At 37.9% G+C, this 17,759-nt stretch carries 12 protein-coding genes and 1 tRNA gene; 7 read left to right on the top strand and 6 right to left on the bottom strand.

Annotated elements, in window-relative coordinates; genetic code table 11:
- Nucleotides 1-82: 82 nt before the first annotated feature.
- On the top strand, nucleotides 83-886 hold the full coding sequence (gene xthA, locus INQ00_RS08430; protein WP_054418848.1) for an exodeoxyribonuclease III: 804 nt from the start codon (nucleotides 83-85) through the stop codon (nucleotides 884-886).
- 9 nt (nucleotides 887-895) lie between these two features.
- Nucleotides 896-1,669 (top strand): TIGR01619 family protein, encoded by a 774-nt coding sequence (locus tag INQ00_RS08425; protein ID WP_197546784.1) that lies wholly within the window; start codon nucleotides 896-898, stop codon nucleotides 1,667-1,669.
- Nucleotides 1,670-1,801: 132 nt separating this feature from the next.
- Here INQ00_RS08425 and INQ00_RS08420 read toward each other — a convergent pair.
- Nucleotides 1,802-1,877, bottom strand: a tRNA-Asn gene (locus INQ00_RS08420).
- Nucleotides 1,878-2,276: 399 nt separating this feature from the next.
- On the opposite strand from INQ00_RS08420, the gene uvrB reads away from it, so the two are divergent.
- A complete protein-coding gene (uvrB, locus tag INQ00_RS08415; protein WP_197546783.1) occupies nucleotides 2,277-4,313 on the top strand; it encodes an excinuclease ABC subunit UvrB in 2,037 nt (678 codons plus the stop codon).
- A gap of 180 nt (nucleotides 4,314-4,493) precedes the next feature.
- On the opposite strand, the gene INQ00_RS08410 is transcribed toward uvrB, so the two are convergent.
- The 3 genes from INQ00_RS08410 to INQ00_RS08400 all read right to left on the bottom strand — a co-directional run bounded on the left by INQ00_RS08410 (nucleotide 4,494) and on the right by INQ00_RS08400 (nucleotide 9,568).
- On the bottom strand, nucleotides 4,494-5,801 hold the full coding sequence (locus INQ00_RS08410) for an McrC family protein (protein ID WP_197546782.1): 1,308 nt from the start codon (nucleotides 5,799-5,801) through the stop codon (nucleotides 4,494-4,496).
- Nucleotides 5,802-5,814: 13 nt separating this feature from the next.
- Entirely contained in the window at nucleotides 5,815-8,034 is a 2,220-nt protein-coding gene (locus INQ00_RS09825; protein ID WP_269473881.1) for an AAA family ATPase, read from the bottom strand.
- 142 nt (nucleotides 8,035-8,176) lie between these two features.
- On the bottom strand, nucleotides 8,177-9,568 hold the full coding sequence (locus INQ00_RS08400) for a DegQ family serine endoprotease (protein ID WP_197546781.1): 1,392 nt from the start codon (nucleotides 9,566-9,568) through the stop codon (nucleotides 8,177-8,179).
- Nucleotides 9,569-9,985: 417 nt separating this feature from the next.
- On the opposite strand from INQ00_RS08400, the gene aroG reads away from it, so the two are divergent.
- Nucleotides 9,986-11,077, top strand: coding sequence for a 3-deoxy-7-phosphoheptulonate synthase AroG (aroG, locus tag INQ00_RS08395; RefSeq protein ID WP_269473880.1), 1,092 nt, complete (start codon nucleotides 9,986-9,988; stop codon nucleotides 11,075-11,077).
- Between the two features lie 121 nt (nucleotides 11,078-11,198).
- Nucleotides 11,199-12,116 (top strand): LysO family transporter, encoded by a 918-nt coding sequence (locus tag INQ00_RS08390; protein WP_197546780.1) that lies wholly within the window; start codon nucleotides 11,199-11,201, stop codon nucleotides 12,114-12,116.
- A gap of 76 nt (nucleotides 12,117-12,192) precedes the next feature.
- On the opposite strand, the gene hypF is transcribed toward INQ00_RS08390, so the two are convergent.
- Nucleotides 12,193-14,460, bottom strand: a complete 2,268-nt coding sequence (gene hypF / locus INQ00_RS08385; protein ID WP_197546779.1) for a carbamoyltransferase HypF — start codon at nucleotides 14,458-14,460, stop codon at nucleotides 12,193-12,195.
- 13 nt (nucleotides 14,461-14,473) lie between these two features.
- On the bottom strand, nucleotides 14,474-14,749 hold the full coding sequence (gene hybG / locus INQ00_RS08380; RefSeq protein ID WP_005696275.1) for a hydrogenase maturation factor HybG: 276 nt from the start codon (nucleotides 14,747-14,749) through the stop codon (nucleotides 14,474-14,476).
- A 344-nt stretch (nucleotides 14,750-15,093) separates the two neighbouring features.
- On the opposite strand from hybG, the gene INQ00_RS08375 reads away from it, so the two are divergent.
- Nucleotides 15,094-15,693, top strand: a complete 600-nt coding sequence (locus INQ00_RS08375) for a 4Fe-4S dicluster domain-containing protein (protein WP_014065505.1) — start codon at nucleotides 15,094-15,096, stop codon at nucleotides 15,691-15,693.
- A 37-nt stretch (nucleotides 15,694-15,730) separates the two neighbouring features.
- A complete protein-coding gene (gene hyfB / locus INQ00_RS08370) occupies nucleotides 15,731-17,752 on the top strand; it encodes a hydrogenase 4 subunit B (protein WP_197546778.1) in 2,022 nt (673 codons plus the stop codon).
- Nucleotides 17,753-17,759: the final 7 nt, after the last annotated feature.

Here is a 17,759-nt window from a genome sequence, read left to right as displayed (position 1 = left end):
TCTTCCGTTACAAGAGGAAAAGTGCGGTTAAGATTTCAATTATTTTGTATAATAGCCACAATTTTTCACATTAGGAACAAAAATGAAATTTATCTCTTTTAATATTAATGGTTTACGGGCTCGTCCTCATCAACTTGAAGCAATTATTGAAAAATACCAACCGGATGTGATTGGTTTACAAGAAATTAAAGTCGCGGATGAAGATTTTCCTTATGCAATTACAGACAATCTGGGTTATCACGTTTTCCATCATGGGCAAAAAGGGCATTACGGTGTAGCACTGTTAACCAAACAAGAACCAAAAGCGGTGCGTCGTGGTTTTCCAACAGATAATGAAGATGCGCAAAAACGCATAATTATGGCGGATTTAGAAACCCCGTTTGGTTTGTTAACGGTAATTAATGGCTATTTTCCACAAGGCGAAAGCCGTGCTCATGAAACTAAGTTTCCAGCAAAAGAAAAATTTTATGCGGATCTTCAACGCTATTTAGAACAAGATCACGATAAAGCCAATCCAGTTTTAATTATGGGGGATATGAATATTAGTCCAAGCGATTTAGATATTGGCATTGGCGATGAAAACCGCAAACGTTGGTTGCGTACTGGCAAATGCTCATTCTTACCGGAAGAGCGTGAATGGTATCAACGCTTATACGATTATGGATTGGAAGATACGTTCCGTAAATTAAATCCAACAGTCAATGACAAATTCTCGTGGTTTGATTATCGCTCGAAAGGTTTCGATGATAACCGTGGATTACGTATCGATCATATTTTAGTGAATCGTCAATTAGCAGAGCGTTGCGTTGATGTTGGTATTGCATTAGATATTCGTGCAATGGAAAAACCGTCAGATCACGCACCAATCTGGGCAGAGTTTAAATAGGAAAGCAACATGGATATGGCAAATTGGCAGAATTATCGTTCGCAAGTGAATGGCATGCCTGCTGTGTTTACCGCAAATATTGAAGATTTAGATGTTTATCATGGTAAGCATCTTAGTAAAGTTGTGCAATTTACCGTGCCTTATCAGGGAGATGAGGACGGTTTGCCGAATGAAAACGAATATGAAAAATTGATTAACCGCCTTTTTAAAATTCTTGCACAATTGACCGCACTTCCAAATGTTTTTTTTGCAGGGCACTTTATTTGTAACCATCAGGCAAAAATGCATTTCTATTGTGAACATGATGCTTTGCTTAAAGAAACCCTTCAACAACTCGATTTTGTCTCAGAAATCAACGTACAGAATGATCCAAATTGGGATACCTATTTCGATTTCTTGTTGGCTTCACCATTAGAAATGAAATTAAATGCGACAGAAGAGATTTTGAGTATGCTGAATAGCAAAGGGCGTAATTTAAGCGACACTTATTTAATTGAGCATACTTTCCATTTTGATGAAGAAGAGAAGATGTTTCCCTTTATGGATGAATTAACGCTCGGACAAGTGTCTTTTAATACGTTGAAATATTCTAGCCAAGCCATCCAAACAGAAGAAGATGAAGAGCCTTATTTTATGGTGAAATTGGAGCAAGAGCTTTCATTAGACAGTAATGAGATCTTCGAGTGGGTAGAGCGCTTTGAAAAGCTAGCCATGGAGTTTTCTGGCGATTATATCGGCTGGGAATGCGATAATTTAATCGATGATCGTTCAGCATTAAATTAGCCTGATAATTCATTAAATCAGTATAGATTAGATAAAAATAAAGCCCATCAACACGATGGGCTTAAATTCTTTTGGCTACTAATTTAGGATTCGTAAAAGGAGACAAACGAAAGCTAAACCAAAAGAGAAATTTGGCTCCTCCTGCGGGACTCGAACCTGCGACATATGGATTAACAGTCCACCGTTCTACCGACTGAACTAAGGAGGAATAAATTTGGTATCACAAAGAATAGGCGCGCATTTTAATGATCGGACCACTTCTTGTCAAGACCAAAATGAAAAAAATGACAAAAAAATTTACACTTTTTTCTATCCACAAAGCCTGTGGATAACTTTGTGGATTGTTTTTGTTTAAAATGGTCAACCACTGGTACAGACTGGCTTTTCCTTAAATTGTTCATCTATTAGCCACAAGTGAATATTCTTTTAAATATCAATATGTTACGTAAAGTCCAGCAAAAAAAATAAAATATTTTTCAATTTTGAAGTGTTTAAGACTTGACACGCCTAAGTATGTGTAAAACTTGGATTTTTATCACTCAATTTGGAGCAATAAATGTGCTAAAATAGCTCCATTTCTAAAATACCTAAAAAATTGACCGCACTTATGGCAGAGAAAATTAATACTAAGCCTTTTATCCTTCATTCCGATTTTAAGCCTTCTGGTGATCAACCCCAAGCAATCGAAAAATTAGTCGAAAATTTAGAGGATGGTTTGGCCCATCAAACACTTCTAGGGGTAACGGGGTCAGGCAAAACATTTACCATTGCAAATGTCATAGCGACATTAAACCGCCCGGCGATGTTACTCGCTCCAAATAAAACCCTGGCCGCTCAGCTTTATGCTGAAATGAAGGCGTTCTTTCCTGAAAACGCGGTGGAATATTTCGTTTCATACTATGATTATTATCAGCCAGAAGCTTATGTACCGAGTAGTGATACCTTTATCGAGAAAGATGCTTCTATTAATGATCAGATTGAACAGATGCGTCTTTCGGCTACGAAGTCGTTCTTAGAGCGTCGAGATACTATTGTAGTGGCATCCGTATCAGCAATTTATGGTTTGGGTGATCCAGATAGCTATTTGCAGATGATGTTGCATTTACAGCAAGGGGCCATTATCGATCAACGTCAGATTTTAGCGAAGTTAGCGGAGTTACAATATACAAGAAATGATCAAGCCTTTCAGCGCGGTACATTCCGTGTGCGCGGTGAAGTGATTGATATTTTCCCTGCAGAATCTGACGATCGAGCGGTACGAATTGAATTATTTGATGATGAAATTGAACGTTTAAGTTTATTTGATCCTTTAACTGGCACTAGTTTTGGTGCTGTTCCTCGTTTTACGGTGTATCCGAAAACCCACTATGTGACGCCAAGAGAGCGTATTTTAGATGCTATTGAAAAAATCAAAGCAGAGCTTGTGCAACGCCGTGAATATTTCATCAAAGAACATAAGCTGTTGGAAGAGCAGCGTATTACCCAACGCACGCAATTTGACATAGAGATGATGAATGAGCTCGGCTATTGCTCCGGAATCGAAAACTATTCACGCTATCTTTCTGGCCGAAATGAAGGTGAACCGCCTCCGACATTATTTGATTATATGCCGTCTGATGCGATTTTGATTATTGATGAATCACATGTGACTGTGCCGCAAATTGGTGGGATGTATCGTGGTGACCGTTCACGTAAAGAAACCTTGGTGGAATATGGTTTTCGTTTGCCTTCAGCATTGGATAACCGTCCATTACGCTTTGAAGAGTTCGAACGTTTAGCGCCGCAGACGATTTACGTTTCAGCGACACCAGGTCCTTATGAGTTGGAAAAATCGGGTACTGAAATTGTCGATCAGGTGGTGCGTCCAACGGGCTTACTCGATCCGCAAATTGAAATTCGTCCAGTGTCCATTCAAGTGGATGATTTGCTCTCCGAAGCGCGTCAAAGAGCGGACAAAGATGAGCGTGTTTTAGTGACTACGTTGACGAAGAAAATGGCGGAAGATTTAACGGATTACTTAGATGAACATGGCATTCGTGTACGTTACCTGCACTCAGATATTGATACGGTTGAGCGTGTAGAGATTATTCGTGATTTACGTTTAGGTGAATTTGATGTATTGGTTGGTATCAACTTATTACGTGAGGGCTTGGATATTCCAGAAGTTTCTCTTGTGGCGATTTTAGATGCCGATAAAGAAGGTTTCTTGCGTTCTGAACGTTCCTTAATCCAAACCATCGGTCGTGCCGCTCGAAACTTGAATGGTAAAGCGATTTTGTATGCTGATAGCATGACTAAATCTATGGAAAAAGCCATTACCGAGACCAATCGCCGTCGTGAAAAACAAATGAAATACAATGAAGAAAAGGGCATTGTTCCACAGGCATTGAATAAGAAAGTCGGTGAGTTATTAGATATTGGTCAAGGTGCAAATCAAAAAGCCAAATCGAAACAACGTGGAAAAACGGCGGCTGAACCGACCGCACTTTATAATGCGCCTAAATCAGCTAAAGAATTCCAACAACAAATTAAGAAATTGGAACAACAAATGTATAAATTTGCTCAAGATCTCGAGTTTGAAAAAGCCGCCGCAGTACGCGATCAGCTTCATCAATTGAGAGAGCAGTTTATGATGTCAGAGTAAATATGATTAATTCTATGAAGCAATATTAAGGTTTTTAAGAAGTTTTAATAGAATAGGATAAGATAAGAACTGATGTAAGTAGGCTAGTTGTCTTATGTTGAGTTGGATTTAATCTCTGATATTTAAGAAAATAGTTTCTATATATCAGAGATAGTTATATAGGAAAAGTTTATTACGGAGTTAATTATCTACTTCCAATTTTGCCAATAGTTCTTCCATCGTTCTTTGAATATTAACGAGATCAACAAAGTGTAACTTTACACTTGTGCCATCTCCAGATTCAAATTTAATTTCCGGATGATTTCTCATTTCATCATTTAGAGGATATAAAAGCCATATTTCTGATGTTTTATATTTTTTGGAATAAGCATACATTTGATACATATCACTTTGTGAAATACCATAATTTACTCTGCTATTATTAATTAGATTTTTCCATTTAGTATCCATGATTATGATGCGATCGCCTTTTTGACAAACTATATCTGGTCTTAAGGCAAATTGTTCTTTGGGTTCTGTGAATAAAAAGTATCCTTTATCTTGGGTAGAAATTTCCCAATCATTTGGTTCGAATACTTTTTTGATTTGTTGAGCAATGTAACTTTCGAACACACTTTCCATTGGGAATAGTAAGGCTCTAGAATTCTTTCTTCCTGAGAAAGTAGTAAACGACTGATTAAATAAAAATACTTTTGACCACTGTAAGAGCATTTCATAATCTTTAGTATTTCTATCTATTGTAACTTTAGAAAAATCTTTAGTGTAATTTTTTGATGGTTTAATCATTTCAAAAGCAGTGAGTAATTGCTTTATCTCTTTTGAATTTTCTGAACTTGTTGTAAGTTGATGTAATTTTAATAACGTTGCTTTAATTAGCTTATTTTCAGATCTATTGGGATGAAATTCATCATAAGCTACATAGAATCTTTCTTTATGAATTATATTTTTCTTTAAATGCTGAGATATTAGAAGTTTTCCCTTATAATAGCTTAAATTATCTTCTTGTCTAAGGTATGCTGATTTAATCCCTTTCTTTATTAATTGTCTTACTTCTTTCAAATATATATTGATGAAAATTTCATAAAGATTCATTTTATCAACTTTAAGACTAGCATCATTAAATGATTTGCTTGGGAAGTTTTTCATGCTTTTTAGCATTCTAAGAAAGACTTTTTTGGTTTCTTGATTTTCTACGTCATTGTATTCCCCAAAACTAATTTTAGGCAGAACCTGAACTTGATACCCATTTTTTATCTGAATTAAACCTACATAATTTCGAATAGTTATAACATCACCGATATTCCGCTTATATGAAATTCTCATAAAATTAAGAATATCGGCAATTTCATTATCTCCTGAAAATTCACGGATAAATTCGATGAGATTTTGAAAGGCAGCTGCATCCAAATATTTAAAATTTTCATCATTTTCAAAGTCAACATTTCCAGTAATAGAATCAAACTCTTTTACTTCTAAAAGTTTAGCCATGTTTAACTGATTCCTATATGATTTGTTTGTAGCTTTCTATGTTGGAAAATGCGATTTTATTAATCTTGAATTTTGTTTCAGGAAGATCGACTACATCATTAATATTTCCTTTAAATATATTTTGTACTTTTATTTTTTCATCTTGAATAAATTTAAGGTCGTCGTTTGTTTTTCCATTATCACCTAGTACTAATTGTATTTTTTGATAATCTTCATAAAAATATTCTTGTAAAAGAGGAATGATTGTTTTGTCAAAAATTATCTCTAAAGTTTTTATATCTGGACTGTGAGCAAGTTTGGTAAAGAATGCATGACCGATAGTATGCTCTCTGTCATATAGGAATGTAATACGTTCATTGATTTTATCGAGCATTAATGCTACGTCTAAATCATCAACTTTGTCAGCGCCTATTTTTTTTAATATATTTGAATCAGGCATCATTTCTACAAACTGGAAACGTCTACGAAGAGCAGTATCCATTAAAGCGATTGAGCGATCTGCAGTGTTCATTGTTCCTATAATATAAACATTTGATGGGACACTGAATTTATGCCCAGAGTAAGGAAGGATTGCAGAAATCTGCTCAGGCATCCCTTTACGTTTTGTATCTTCAATTAGTGTAATAAGTTCACCAAAAATCTTAGATATATTACCCCGGTTAATTTCATCAATAATAAATACATATGGTTTAGTATTTGATTCAAGTTGTTTCTTACGTAGTTCTGGATTTTTTTGAATTGCGAATTCAATTAATTCAGTAACGTTCATATTGGGTAATTTTGAGACAGTATGTCTAGCCATCATCAGACCTTTATTTAAAGGTGTGATATCCTCATGTATATTACAAGCAAGCCATGTAACATTTCTAGTTGTTTTATTTGACTCTACATCATCCTGTTCATAGGCTTCATCAGAGGTAGCAATAGCAATACCATTTATATATTCTCTACTACCATTAGTCGTTAGGATTATGTCTCCAGTATTAATGTTATTTACGAAACTGATTGCGCCCTTATCTTTAATGTCAAAACCAATTCTAACTTGGTTCTTTTTAAAACATTCATCTATGACCGTATCGTAAACTGTAACTTTCCAAACTTTTGCATCTTTAGCAATTGGAAATGGAAATCCACTACTTTTTATTGTAGCTCTTTCAGCTTTTTCACAAAAATCTTTAAAAACGCCAGATTCTAATTCATATTCTATTATATTAGGATTATCCTCGTTAATATCGTTATCTATTACTGGACGAATGCCTTCAATAAATTCTTCATAACTATATGATTGATGAAATGTAGTAAATGCGATTCGCTCCTCATTTACCAACTCATTATATCGCTGTAGAACTTGTTTATAATCTTTAGCTTTAACAGAAGATAAGTCTTCATTATCGCATAAAGCCACTGCATAGCTTACAGTGTTATATGTTTTCCCTGTTCCAGGAGGTCCATATAAAATAGTATTTAATCCAATTCTTACGTCTTCCATTTTAACTTTTTCCTTATTAGTTCCATTTTTATTTGAGGTGTCTATTCCTCTTTCTTGAAGGATATATTCATAAAATGGAATTAGTTCTTTAGCAGCCTCTAATGAGTCCTGTATGATTTTTGAGGTATTGTTTTTTGTATATGGTCCTATGACATTCCTTACAACCTTTAGTTTTTTTATTATTTTAGATTTTAAAGCTTTTTTTACTTCCTCATATTCTTCAATTCTAAAATTTTTTTGTTCGCCAATATTGAAATCTGCTTGATAATAAATTTTTGTATTTAGGTGGATTGCAAAATTAATTATTTTATTATGAAATTCATAATCTGATGGTTTGGATTTTGTATCTTTAGTTTCTACACTTAAAGATAAAATTATTTGATCGTTGCTATCATTCTTAGAATTGATATAAATAGCAACTGATAGACTATGAGGATATTCTTGAGCAGTATGCTTTTTTAATTCGCCCCAAAAGTATGAATATCCTTTTTGAGCTTGATTAATCCAGTTATTAGATGTGTCTACTATATATCCAGTGTTTGAGGCTATAATTTCAATATATTTTCTAAATTCCTGGACTGCTTTTCTACCATGTTCTTTGAATTCAGCCATTTCAGAACTATTGGCTTGTTGTTTTTGGGGGCCATAATATTGTTCCCCAGCATATTTTTCCAAATAACTTGTAATATATTCAAAGTTTATTGTCTCATTATTTTCGATTTCTTTTTCTTTAAGATTGGGCATTTGGATACTCTCTTTGCATCATGTGTATGTTATTTTCATATTATATTCTGAATTAAAAATAATCCCAATCATCTTTACCTAATTATTCTTATGTCAGTTTTTATAAATAAAAAATGCGGTCAATTTTGACCGCACTTTCATTTTATTGCACTAATAAGTAGAAGTTATTTTTACCACGTAAGATATTGAGTGCAACAGCAGATGGTTTTTCATCTAGCGCTTTGCGTAAGTCTTGCGTGCTTTCAATTGGCTGGCGGTTGATGCCGATGATGATATCACCCGATTTTAAACCGCGTTGTGCTGCCATTGAATTTGGCTGTACTTTGCTAATTTCCACACCTTTCACGCCTTTTGCATCATAGTTGCTTAAGGTTGCACCATCTAATGCTGGAAGTTCCGTTTTGCTCGCAGTTTGAGTGCCATCGTCTGCTTGTAAGGTCACTTTTACGTTTTCAGATTTACCATCACGTAAATAAGTAAGTTCAATTTCTTTGCCCGCACCAGAAGTCGCGATTTTAGCTCGCATTTCGGCAAAGCTGGAGATTTTTTGACCATTCATTGCGGTAATCACATCACCCGCTTTTAAGCCTGCTTTTTCGGCAGCAGAATTTGGAATGACTTCACTCACAAAAGCACCTTGTTGCGCACTGACATTAAAGGCTTTCGCTAAATCTGCATTTAATTCACCACCTTTAATACCGAGTAAACCACGGCGTACTTCACCAAATTCTAAGATTTGTTGCACAAGATTGTTGGCTTGGTTGCTTGGAATTGCAAAGGCAATCCCGGCGTTACCGCCACTTGGAGAAATAATAGCCGTATTGATACCAATTAATTCACCTTGTAAATTCAATAATGCACCGCCAGAGTTACCACGGTTTACCGCAGCATCGGTTTGAATATAGTTTTCATATGCACCACTATCAGAACCGGTAGAGCGACCTAGTGCTGAAACAATACCAGAGGTTACGGTTTGACCTAAACCGAATGGATTACCGATAGCAACGGTAAAATCACCTACGCGTAATTTATCGGAGTCAGCCATTTTGATAGCAGTAAGATTAGTTGGTTTTTCGATTTGTACTAAAGCGATATCAGATTGTTCGTCTTTTCCAACGAGTTTTGCTTTGAATTCACGTCCGTCTTGTAATTTTACGGTAATTTTATCCGCACCATCTACCACGTGATTGTTAGTTAAAACATAGCCTTTATCTGCATTGATGATCACGCCAGAACCTAAACCACGGAAGTCACGTGATGAGCCACGGTTTCCACCAAATTGTTCACCAAATTGATCACCAAAGAAAAATTTAAATTCTTCCGGGATGTCATCAGGTAATGCTGAACGGCTGTTTGCTTTTGCTTTGCCTTCAACTGAAAGAGTCACAACAGCTGCTTGCGCTTTTTCTAACATAGGTGCAAGGCTGCCTTGTTCTACGATTTCATTCGGAATAGCTGCTTGAGCGGATACAGAGGTCGCAAATACGCTTAAACCTAATGCGATGCCGGTTAATACAAAATTTCTTTTCTTCATAGAGTTCTCCAAGTAAAAATAAATGACTGAATAAGTGTTCATTCAGACAAAGAAATGGGGGGAATGTTCAGTAAAAACAAGGGAATTTAAAAAAATATTTAAAAAAGTGCGGTTGGAATTGAAATTGTTTTTTATGACCACACTTTATTCAAATTTATTTATTCATTTTAGAGGATAAAAGAATAATCTATTTTAAATGGAGCAGGTACAACCTATTTTTACACCAAAATCCTTGTCAGCTAAGGCGAAAGGTTGTTTAATAGCGACCTATTTGAATTGCTTAGCTAGTACAAGTTTTATGCAATCATATAAACTTAGTGTAAAAACTCTAATGAACTAGTTTACTAGTGCAAAAAATGGGTGTAGAGTAACGTCATTAGATTTTAAGCACAACATTTAAGATTTAGAGAGTGACATATGGCGACGAAGAAAGAAGATATCGAAATAAAAGTTGCAAATGACGATACCCGAATTGAAAAAGTGGATCAGGTATTGCCTCCCATTGCTTTATTAGAAAAATTCCCTGCAAGTGAAGAAGCGGCAGAGTTAGTTCGTGAAACCCGTTTACATGCCCACAATATTATTCATGGAAAAGATGACCGTTTACTTGTGGTGATTGGTCCTTGTTCGATTCATGATCCTAAAGCGGCATTAGATTACGCAAAACGTTTAAAAGTATTACGTGATGAATATAAAGATACACTTGAAGTGGTGATGCGCGTTTACTTTGAAAAACCGCGTACAACAGTGGGCTGGAAAGGCTTAATTAATGATCCTTATTTAAATGATACGTATCGTTTAAATGATGGTTTACGTATTGCGCGTAAATTATTATCTGATATTAATAACTTAGGTGTGCCATCAGCCGGTGAGTTTTTAGATATGATCACCCCTCAATACGTCGCTGATTTTATGAGTTGGGGCGCAATTGGTGCGAGAACAACGGAATCTCAAGTTCACCGTGAGTTAGCTTCAGGATTATCTTGTGCGGTAGGCTTTAAAAATGGCACAAATGGTGGCGTAAAAGTCGCCTTAGATGCAATGGGGGCGGCAGAAGCTTCGCATTATTTCTTATCTGTGACAAAATTTGGCCATTCGGCTATTGTTTCAACAAAAGGAAATGAAGACTGCCACATCATTTTACGTGGTGGAGATAAAGGTCCTAACTATAAAGCTGAAGACATTGCAAAAGTTTGTGTAGAGATCGAAAAATCTGGTCGTATTCCACATGTTATGGTTGATTTCAGTCATGCAAATAGTAGCAAACAATTCAAAAAACAAATGGAAGTTTGTGAAGATGTTTGCCAGCAAATTGCAGGCGGTTCAAAACAGATCTTCGGTGTCATGGTAGAAAGCCATATTGTTGAAGGTCGTCAAGACTTAGTCGATGGTAAAGCGCAGACTTATGGACAAAGTATTACTGATGCCTGTATCGGTTGGGAAGATACAGAAATCATGTTAAAACAGTTATCTGATGCTGTATTAGCACGTCGCCAAGTTAATGGCTAATCAGTTTAATTTTCAGATGATTAAAAGTGCGGTTAATTTTGACCGCACTTTTTTTATGCGCTTTGAAAAATAGTAGAAAAGGGGTATGCTAGACTCAATGGAATAATAAAGGAGAAGTATAATGCAGGATATGATAAATGGCTTATTAATTGTCTTAATACCGATGGTGTTAGGTTATCTGTTAAAGGTCAATAATAAATCCTATATTGCAAAAATAAATCATATCGTGATGTTTTTGCTTTACATTATTCTTTTCTTAATGGGCTATTTACTTGGTCAGTTAGATGATTTAGAGCATAAACTGCCTATTATTGGCACAACTGCGGTGACGCTATCGGCGATCATTTTGGGATCCAATATGATTGGTTTAATGCTTTATGACCGTTTTAATCCAGCAGAGCCACTTAAATCACAAGGTAAAATTGATTCTCGTTGGCATTCCTTAATTGACTCGCTCAAACTTTCCGGCACTGTGGTAATTGGCACCCTTTGTGGTTTCTTATTCAAATCCTATCTTATGTTACCTACAGGTATTAATCTGTATGTATTGATTGTACTGATTTTCTTTGTAGGGATTCAGCTAAGAAATAACGGTATTTCTTTAAAAGACGCTATTTTCAATAAGCGTGGTTTTCAAACAGGGATGGTGTTTACGTTTACCTCGTTACTAGGGGGCGTGATAGCTGCTTTCGTTTTAGCGATGCCAATTACGCAAGGACTGGCGTTTGCCTCTGGAATGGGGTGGTATTCGTTATCTAGTGTGGTATTAACTAATGCGTGGGGACCGGTGCAGGGTAGTATTGCCTTTTTTAATGATTTATCCCGTGAAATTGTTAGTTTATTTGTCATCCCATTATTTATGCGCCATTTTCGTTCAACCGCGATTGGAATTACGGGGGCAACTGCAATAGATTGTACATTGCCAATTATCCAAAAAGCGGGAGGCATTGAAGTAACGCCAATTGCGATTTCATTCGGCTTTGTTACGAATATTCTGCCACCATTGTTATTGGTCTTCTTTTCCAGTATTCCGCTATAAAAAAGAAATACAAAAACAAAAGAGTTAATCGTTATTTTCGATTAACTCTTTTTCTTATATTTAATATTAGGGATTATCAGTTTCTATGCATGGCAATAACCGCCTGACCTAAACTGAGTCCACCATCACCCATCGGTAGTTTATGCGCACTTAGTACATGGAATTCGCTCAAATTTTCTTTTAATAAACGACGTAGCAGTTGGTTATGCATCACACCGCCGGATAGCACGATGGTACTGCATTGGTGTTTTCGTGCTTGGTTTGTCGCAAGTGCAGCAAAACCTTGGGCGAGAGCATAATGAAAGGCGAAGGCTTTATCTGCGACAGGCGCCTGGTAATTCAACCAACTTTGCCAGAAATAAGCCAAATCCAGTTTATTGCCGATAAGTGGCATTTTTACTGGAATATTGACCGCACTTTGTGCTTGTGTTGCCAAAGATGAGGTATTTGCCAGTGCTTCTAAATGACAGGCAGCTTCGCCCTCCCAAGAAACAATGGTTGGAGCAATACCGAGAGCATAAGCTACGGCATCAAATAAGCGACCCGCAGATGATATAGATGGGCAATTGAGTCCGCGTTCAATGGCATTGACTAATATTTGCCAATTCGGTTCTGTACAGGTTTTGGTGAGAATTTCTTGCCATTGTGGCACAAATTGATGCAGGTGAGCCAACCAGTTACGCCAAGGTTGTTTGGCAGCGAGATCGCCCCCAGGTAGGGCAACAGCAGGCAGACCACCTAAATATTGACTATGTTGATAGTCAACGAGTAGACATTCACCTCCCCAAAGTTGTCCATTTTCGCCCATGCCGATACCGTCTAGTGCAAGACCGATTACAGGTTCATTACAATGATGTTCGGCCATCACGCTGACAATATGAGCATGATGATGCAGTACTTCGATTGGTGTGATTTGTTGCTGTTCAGCAAGTTGTTTTCCGATAGAAGATGAAAAATAGCCAGGGTGAGCATCCACCGCGATGATGTCTGGTTGAAATTGGTAAATCTGCTGAAATAATGCAAGGTTTTCACTTAATTGTGACCGCACTTGCTCATTTGCAGTATCACCAATATGTTGGCTCAGTACGGCTTTATTGTGACGTAGTAAGCAGAATGTATTTTTTAGATCGGAACCTAACGCCAACACATTTTTCGGACTTTGTGTTTCAAGTGGTATTTCATCTGGCACATAGCCACGAGCACGACGTAGCGTTTCTAATCCATCGAAGGCAACACGAACAAGGCTATCATCAGCACGTTGTAGAATATCGCGATTGTGACAAAGATAAAAATCCGCTAAATCAGCTAATTGTTCCACCGCATGTTCATTTTTCAATACAGGAGGTTGACCGCTTGCGTTAGCAGAGGTCATGACTAGCGGACGATTAACCGCACGTAACAACAAATGCTGCAGTGGATTACTTGGAAGCATGACGCCGATTTCTTGCAAGTTAGGTGCGATGTTATCAGCAATATTGGGTACTTTATGTTTTGCTAGCAGTACAATCGGAGCTGCACTGCTGGTTAGCAATTCTGTTTCTTGAGAACTCAAATCCTGTAAAAACTGCAGATCAGGCACCATAATGGCTAATGGTTTTGTGGGACGATGTTTCCGTTGACGTAATAAATCAACCGTCTTTTGATTATTCGCATCACAGGCCAGATGAAAACCGCCTAAACCTTTAACCGCGACAATGTGACCTTGTTGCAATAAAAGTGCGGTCTGTTTTAGCGCGGTTTCATGAGTAGCAAGCGTTTGTTCTCGATCTTGTAACCAGATATGAGGGCCGCAGACCGAACAAGCATTGGGTTGAGCATGAAAACGACGATCAGCGGGATCTTTATATTCTTTTTCACATTGTGGACAAAGCGGAAAAACAGACATCGCCGTGTTTTTTCGGTCGTAAGGAATTGCCTTGATGATGGTAAAACGCGGGCCGCAATGGGTACAATTGGTAAAAGGGTAGTGATAACGTCGATTGTTCGGATCGAATAAGTCAGCTAAACAATGTGGACAGGTTGCTGCATCGGGAATAATTTGCGTGTCCATTTGATTGTTTTCGCTTTCCCGGATAGTAAAACCTGTTATTTCAGTTGCTTCTGGCCAATCAATGGCGCGCTGAGTAATATCCGTAATTTGAGCCAGTGGTGGAAGCTTATTTTGTAGATCGGATAAAAATTGTTCAAGAGAGCCGGATGGTGGAGAGATAAAACGAATTAACACGCCTTGTCCATCATTATTGACATCTCCATTTAATCCATATTGATTTGCCAGAAGCCAGACAAAAGGGCGAAATCCCACGCCCTGAACTTTTCCTTTTATGCGTAATTCGATCCCTTGCATAACGCAATCCTGTTTATTTTTGATTGAGTCCAAGAAAATCGCCGACTTCGTGTTCTAGCTGGCTCATCGCAATTAAGGCTTCTTGCGTCTGTTTGGCTTCTTCTTCATCAATAATTGTCATGGCGAAACCCACATGTACGAGAACCCATTTGCCAACTAGAGGTTTTGGGTCATCCTGACAAATTAATGAAATATTAACTTCTCTTTTTACTCCGCAGACATCGACTACAGCAAGCTGTAATGCGCTGTCAGCTACTTGAATGATCTGTCCCGGAATACCTAAACACATAATCTGTCCTTAGTTTGAATGTTTATGAGATAAATTGTTTATTGTGCACCAATAAACATACTGCGAAGGGTAAATTTTATCACGTAACCACTTAAATTTGTATAGCGATATTTCAAATAGGATGATGTCTATTTGTTGAAAGTTTGTTCACATTTTTAACATAAAATTATTATGTTTCACGGTTATTTAACAGGTGTATCACAGTAATAGAAAAACAATCAAAATCTTTTGATCTTAATCACAATTTTTTGAATTACTTCTTGAGCTTTACTTTTTTATAGGAGTATCCTTATAAGCAGAGTGGTTATTGTAGAAACGTTATTTACATACAAGGAGGGGAATGTATGAATCGTTTTGTAATCGGTGATCCGAAGGATTGCATTGGATGCAACACCTGTATGGCCGCTTGTAGCGAAGTGCATAAAGCTTTCGGATTACAATCTTTTCCACGCTTACAAGTCATGCGTAATGATGATGTAACCGTGCCAATTCTCTGTCGTCATTGTGATGATTCACCATGTGCTACCGTGTGTCCGGTGCACGCAATCACACATATTAATGACACCATTCAACTTAACGAAAGTCTCTGTATCGGTTGTAAACTTTGTGGTATTGCTTGCCCATTCGGTGCAATTACCCAACATGGTTCAGCACCGATTGACGCACCTACTTATTACGAAGGGTTCTCCTTCACCGATGCGGTAAAACGAGATATTCGTACAGCACCAGATAATACAGATTTACACAATATGCTGGCATGGCAACCAGGCGTGAAAGCCATTGCGGTGAAATGCGATCTTTGCTATTTCCGTGAAGATGGTCCGGCTTGTGTACAAACCTGTCCGACCAAAACCTTATTTATTATTAGTGATGAGAGTATCAAGCAGGCTAACGAAAGAAAACGTGAAATGGCAATGGTTTCTTCGCCTGCTATTCCAAGATAATTAGTGTGTTTTAACTTGTAATCAATGGAGTGATATTATGAGTTTACCTATCAATTTACTCATCACGACCCTGTTGATTTATGTCGTAGGTGCGTTTATTTCGCTCGCAGTGAGACGAAACGAACAACTTTCAATCAATATATCCGGCGTGACCGGTGTACTTGCTGGAGTGTTAGGTATTGTTGCCTGCATCCCCGTTCTGATCAGCAGCGACACAGTCGTTGATGTTTTCAAAACCCCATTTGAATTTGCCTCGTTCTCCATCCGTATTGACGGATTGGCGGCGTTTATGGTGTGCGTCATTTCTTTATTAGTGATTGTGACCGCACTTTATTCTTTCTCTTATGTAAAAGAATATAAAGGTAAAGGCGCAGGTTCCATGGGCTTCTTTATGAATTTATTTATCGCTTCCATGGTTGCGTTAGTCACCAGCGATAATGCGTTCTACTTCCTTGTATTCTTTGAAATGATGTCATTGGCATCTTATTTCTTAGTCCTTACCGAACAAGATGACAACGCCGTAAATGCGGGCTTGCTTTATTTCTTTATTGCGCATGCTGGTTCGGTATTAATTATGATCGCTTTCTTCATTTTCTACTGCTATGCCGGTAGTTTTGAATTTAGCGCATTCCGTCAAACCACTTTACCGGCACCGCTTGCCTTTACCGCCTTTATTTTGGCATTTTTAGGTTTTGGCGCCAAAGCAGGGATGATTCCATTACACAGCTGGTTACCGAAAGCTCACCCGGCTGCACCTTCTCATGCATCTGCAATGATGTCTGGTGTGATGGTGAAAATCGGTATCTTCGGGATCATCAAAGTCGGTGTCGATCTTCTCGGTTCTACCAATGTTTGGTATGGTGTTATCGTACTTGGTTTTGGTGCGGTATCCTCCGTACTCGGCGTACTTTATGCCTTGGCAGAACATGACATCAAAAAACTCTTGGCTTATCACACGGTAGAAAATATCGGTATCATTATGATGGGTGTGGGCGTTGGTATGATTGGTATCGCGACACATCATCCAGTGTTGGCAACCGTGGGCTTACTTGGTGGTTTATACCACTTACTTAACCATGCTGTATTCAAAGGCTTGTTATTCTTAGGTGCAGGTTCAGTAATGTATCGCTTGCATACTAAAGACATGGACTTAATGGGCGGCTTAGGCAAACTTATGCCTTACACTGCATTCTGTTTCTTAATCGGTACCATGGCGATTTCGGCATTGCCACCGTTTAACGGTTTTGTCAGTGAATGGTTTACTTATCAATCTTTATTCACCTTAAGCCAAAGTGATGATTTCGTCTTAAAACTTGCTGGTCCGATTGCCATCATTATGTTGGCATTGACGGGTGCGTTAGCGGCACTTTGTTTCGTGAAAGTGTACGGTATCAGCTTCGGTGGTGCACCACGTAGTGAAAAAGCAGCTAATGCACGCGAAGTACCAAAACCAATGGTGATTGCCATGGCGGTATTAGCGTTATGTTGTGTGTTGTTAGGTGTGGGCGCATCAGTGGTGACCCCAATAATTGCGAAAATTTCGACCGCACTTGCTCATAGCGAACCGCTCATGTTGGCTCAAAATGGCGTAGTGGTTGCACAAGCTGAACCGCATACTGCACTTTCAACACCAATGGTGACTATCATGTTATTGGCATTTTTCTTCTTGCCATTTAGTTTCTATGCGTTCACCAAAAATCAACGTTTATCCGATCGTGCAAAAGGCAATCCATGGGCTTGTGGTTATGCTTATGAACAAGATATGGCTGCCTCTGCAGGCAGTTTCACTCGTCCGTTACGTACGATTTTCAAATCGCTTTATACCTTGCGTGAAGTGTTGGATCCTGCACCTTTAGGTGATAAAGGCATCCAAGCGGTAATTAAAGGCGCAACAAAAGCTGAACCTTTCTGGGAAGAAAAAGTGACCATGCCTATCGCTCGTTTTATTCCTTGGTTAGGAACAAAAATCCAATGGTTGCAACAAGGTGACTTCCGTGTGTACTGCGTGTACTTCGTGATTGCCTTGGTGGCAATACTACTTTCCATTGCGTTGATGTAGGAGGTTG

Source organism: Haemophilus parainfluenzae, assembly GCF_014931275.1.
Lineage (GTDB): Bacteria > Pseudomonadota > Gammaproteobacteria > Enterobacterales > Pasteurellaceae > Haemophilus_D.
The sequence above is the reverse complement of the archived record's forward strand: the minus strand, read 5'-3'. Positions and strand labels throughout refer to the sequence as shown.

What these genes read in the sequence shown, in the direction of transcription:
- uvrB (WP_197546783.1), top strand. Translation starts at nt 2,277, where the DNA reads ATGGCAGAGAAAATTAATACTAAGCCTTTTATCCTTCATTCCGATTTT.
- aroG (WP_269473880.1), top strand. Translation starts at nt 9,986, where the DNA reads ATGGCGACGAAGAAAGAAGATATCGAAATAAAAGTTGCAAATGACGAT.
- INQ00_RS08400 (WP_197546781.1), bottom strand. Translation starts at nt 9,568, where the DNA reads ATGAAGAAAAGAAATTTTGTATTAACCGGCATCGCATTAGGTTTAAGC.
- INQ00_RS08375 (WP_014065505.1), top strand. Translation starts at nt 15,094, where the DNA reads ATGAATCGTTTTGTAATCGGTGATCCGAAGGATTGCATTGGATGCAAC.
- INQ00_RS08410 (WP_197546782.1), bottom strand. Translation starts at nt 5,801, where the DNA reads ATGGCTAAACTTTTAGAAGTAAAAGAGTTTGATTCTATTACTGGAAAT.
- hybG (WP_005696275.1), bottom strand. Translation starts at nt 14,749, where the DNA reads ATGTGTTTAGGTATTCCGGGACAGATCATTCAAGTAGCTGACAGCGCA.
- xthA (WP_054418848.1), top strand. Translation starts at nt 83, where the DNA reads ATGAAATTTATCTCTTTTAATATTAATGGTTTACGGGCTCGTCCTCAT.
- INQ00_RS08425 (WP_197546784.1), top strand. Translation starts at nt 896, where the DNA reads ATGGATATGGCAAATTGGCAGAATTATCGTTCGCAAGTGAATGGCATG.
- INQ00_RS08390 (WP_197546780.1), top strand. Translation starts at nt 11,199, where the DNA reads ATGCAGGATATGATAAATGGCTTATTAATTGTCTTAATACCGATGGTG.
- INQ00_RS09825 (WP_269473881.1), bottom strand. Translation starts at nt 8,034, where the DNA reads ATGCCCAATCTTAAAGAAAAAGAAATCGAAAATAATGAGACAATAAAC.
- hypF (WP_197546779.1), bottom strand. Translation starts at nt 14,460, where the DNA reads ATGCAAGGGATCGAATTACGCATAAAAGGAAAAGTTCAGGGCGTGGGA.
- hyfB (WP_197546778.1), top strand. Translation starts at nt 15,731, where the DNA reads ATGAGTTTACCTATCAATTTACTCATCACGACCCTGTTGATTTATGTC.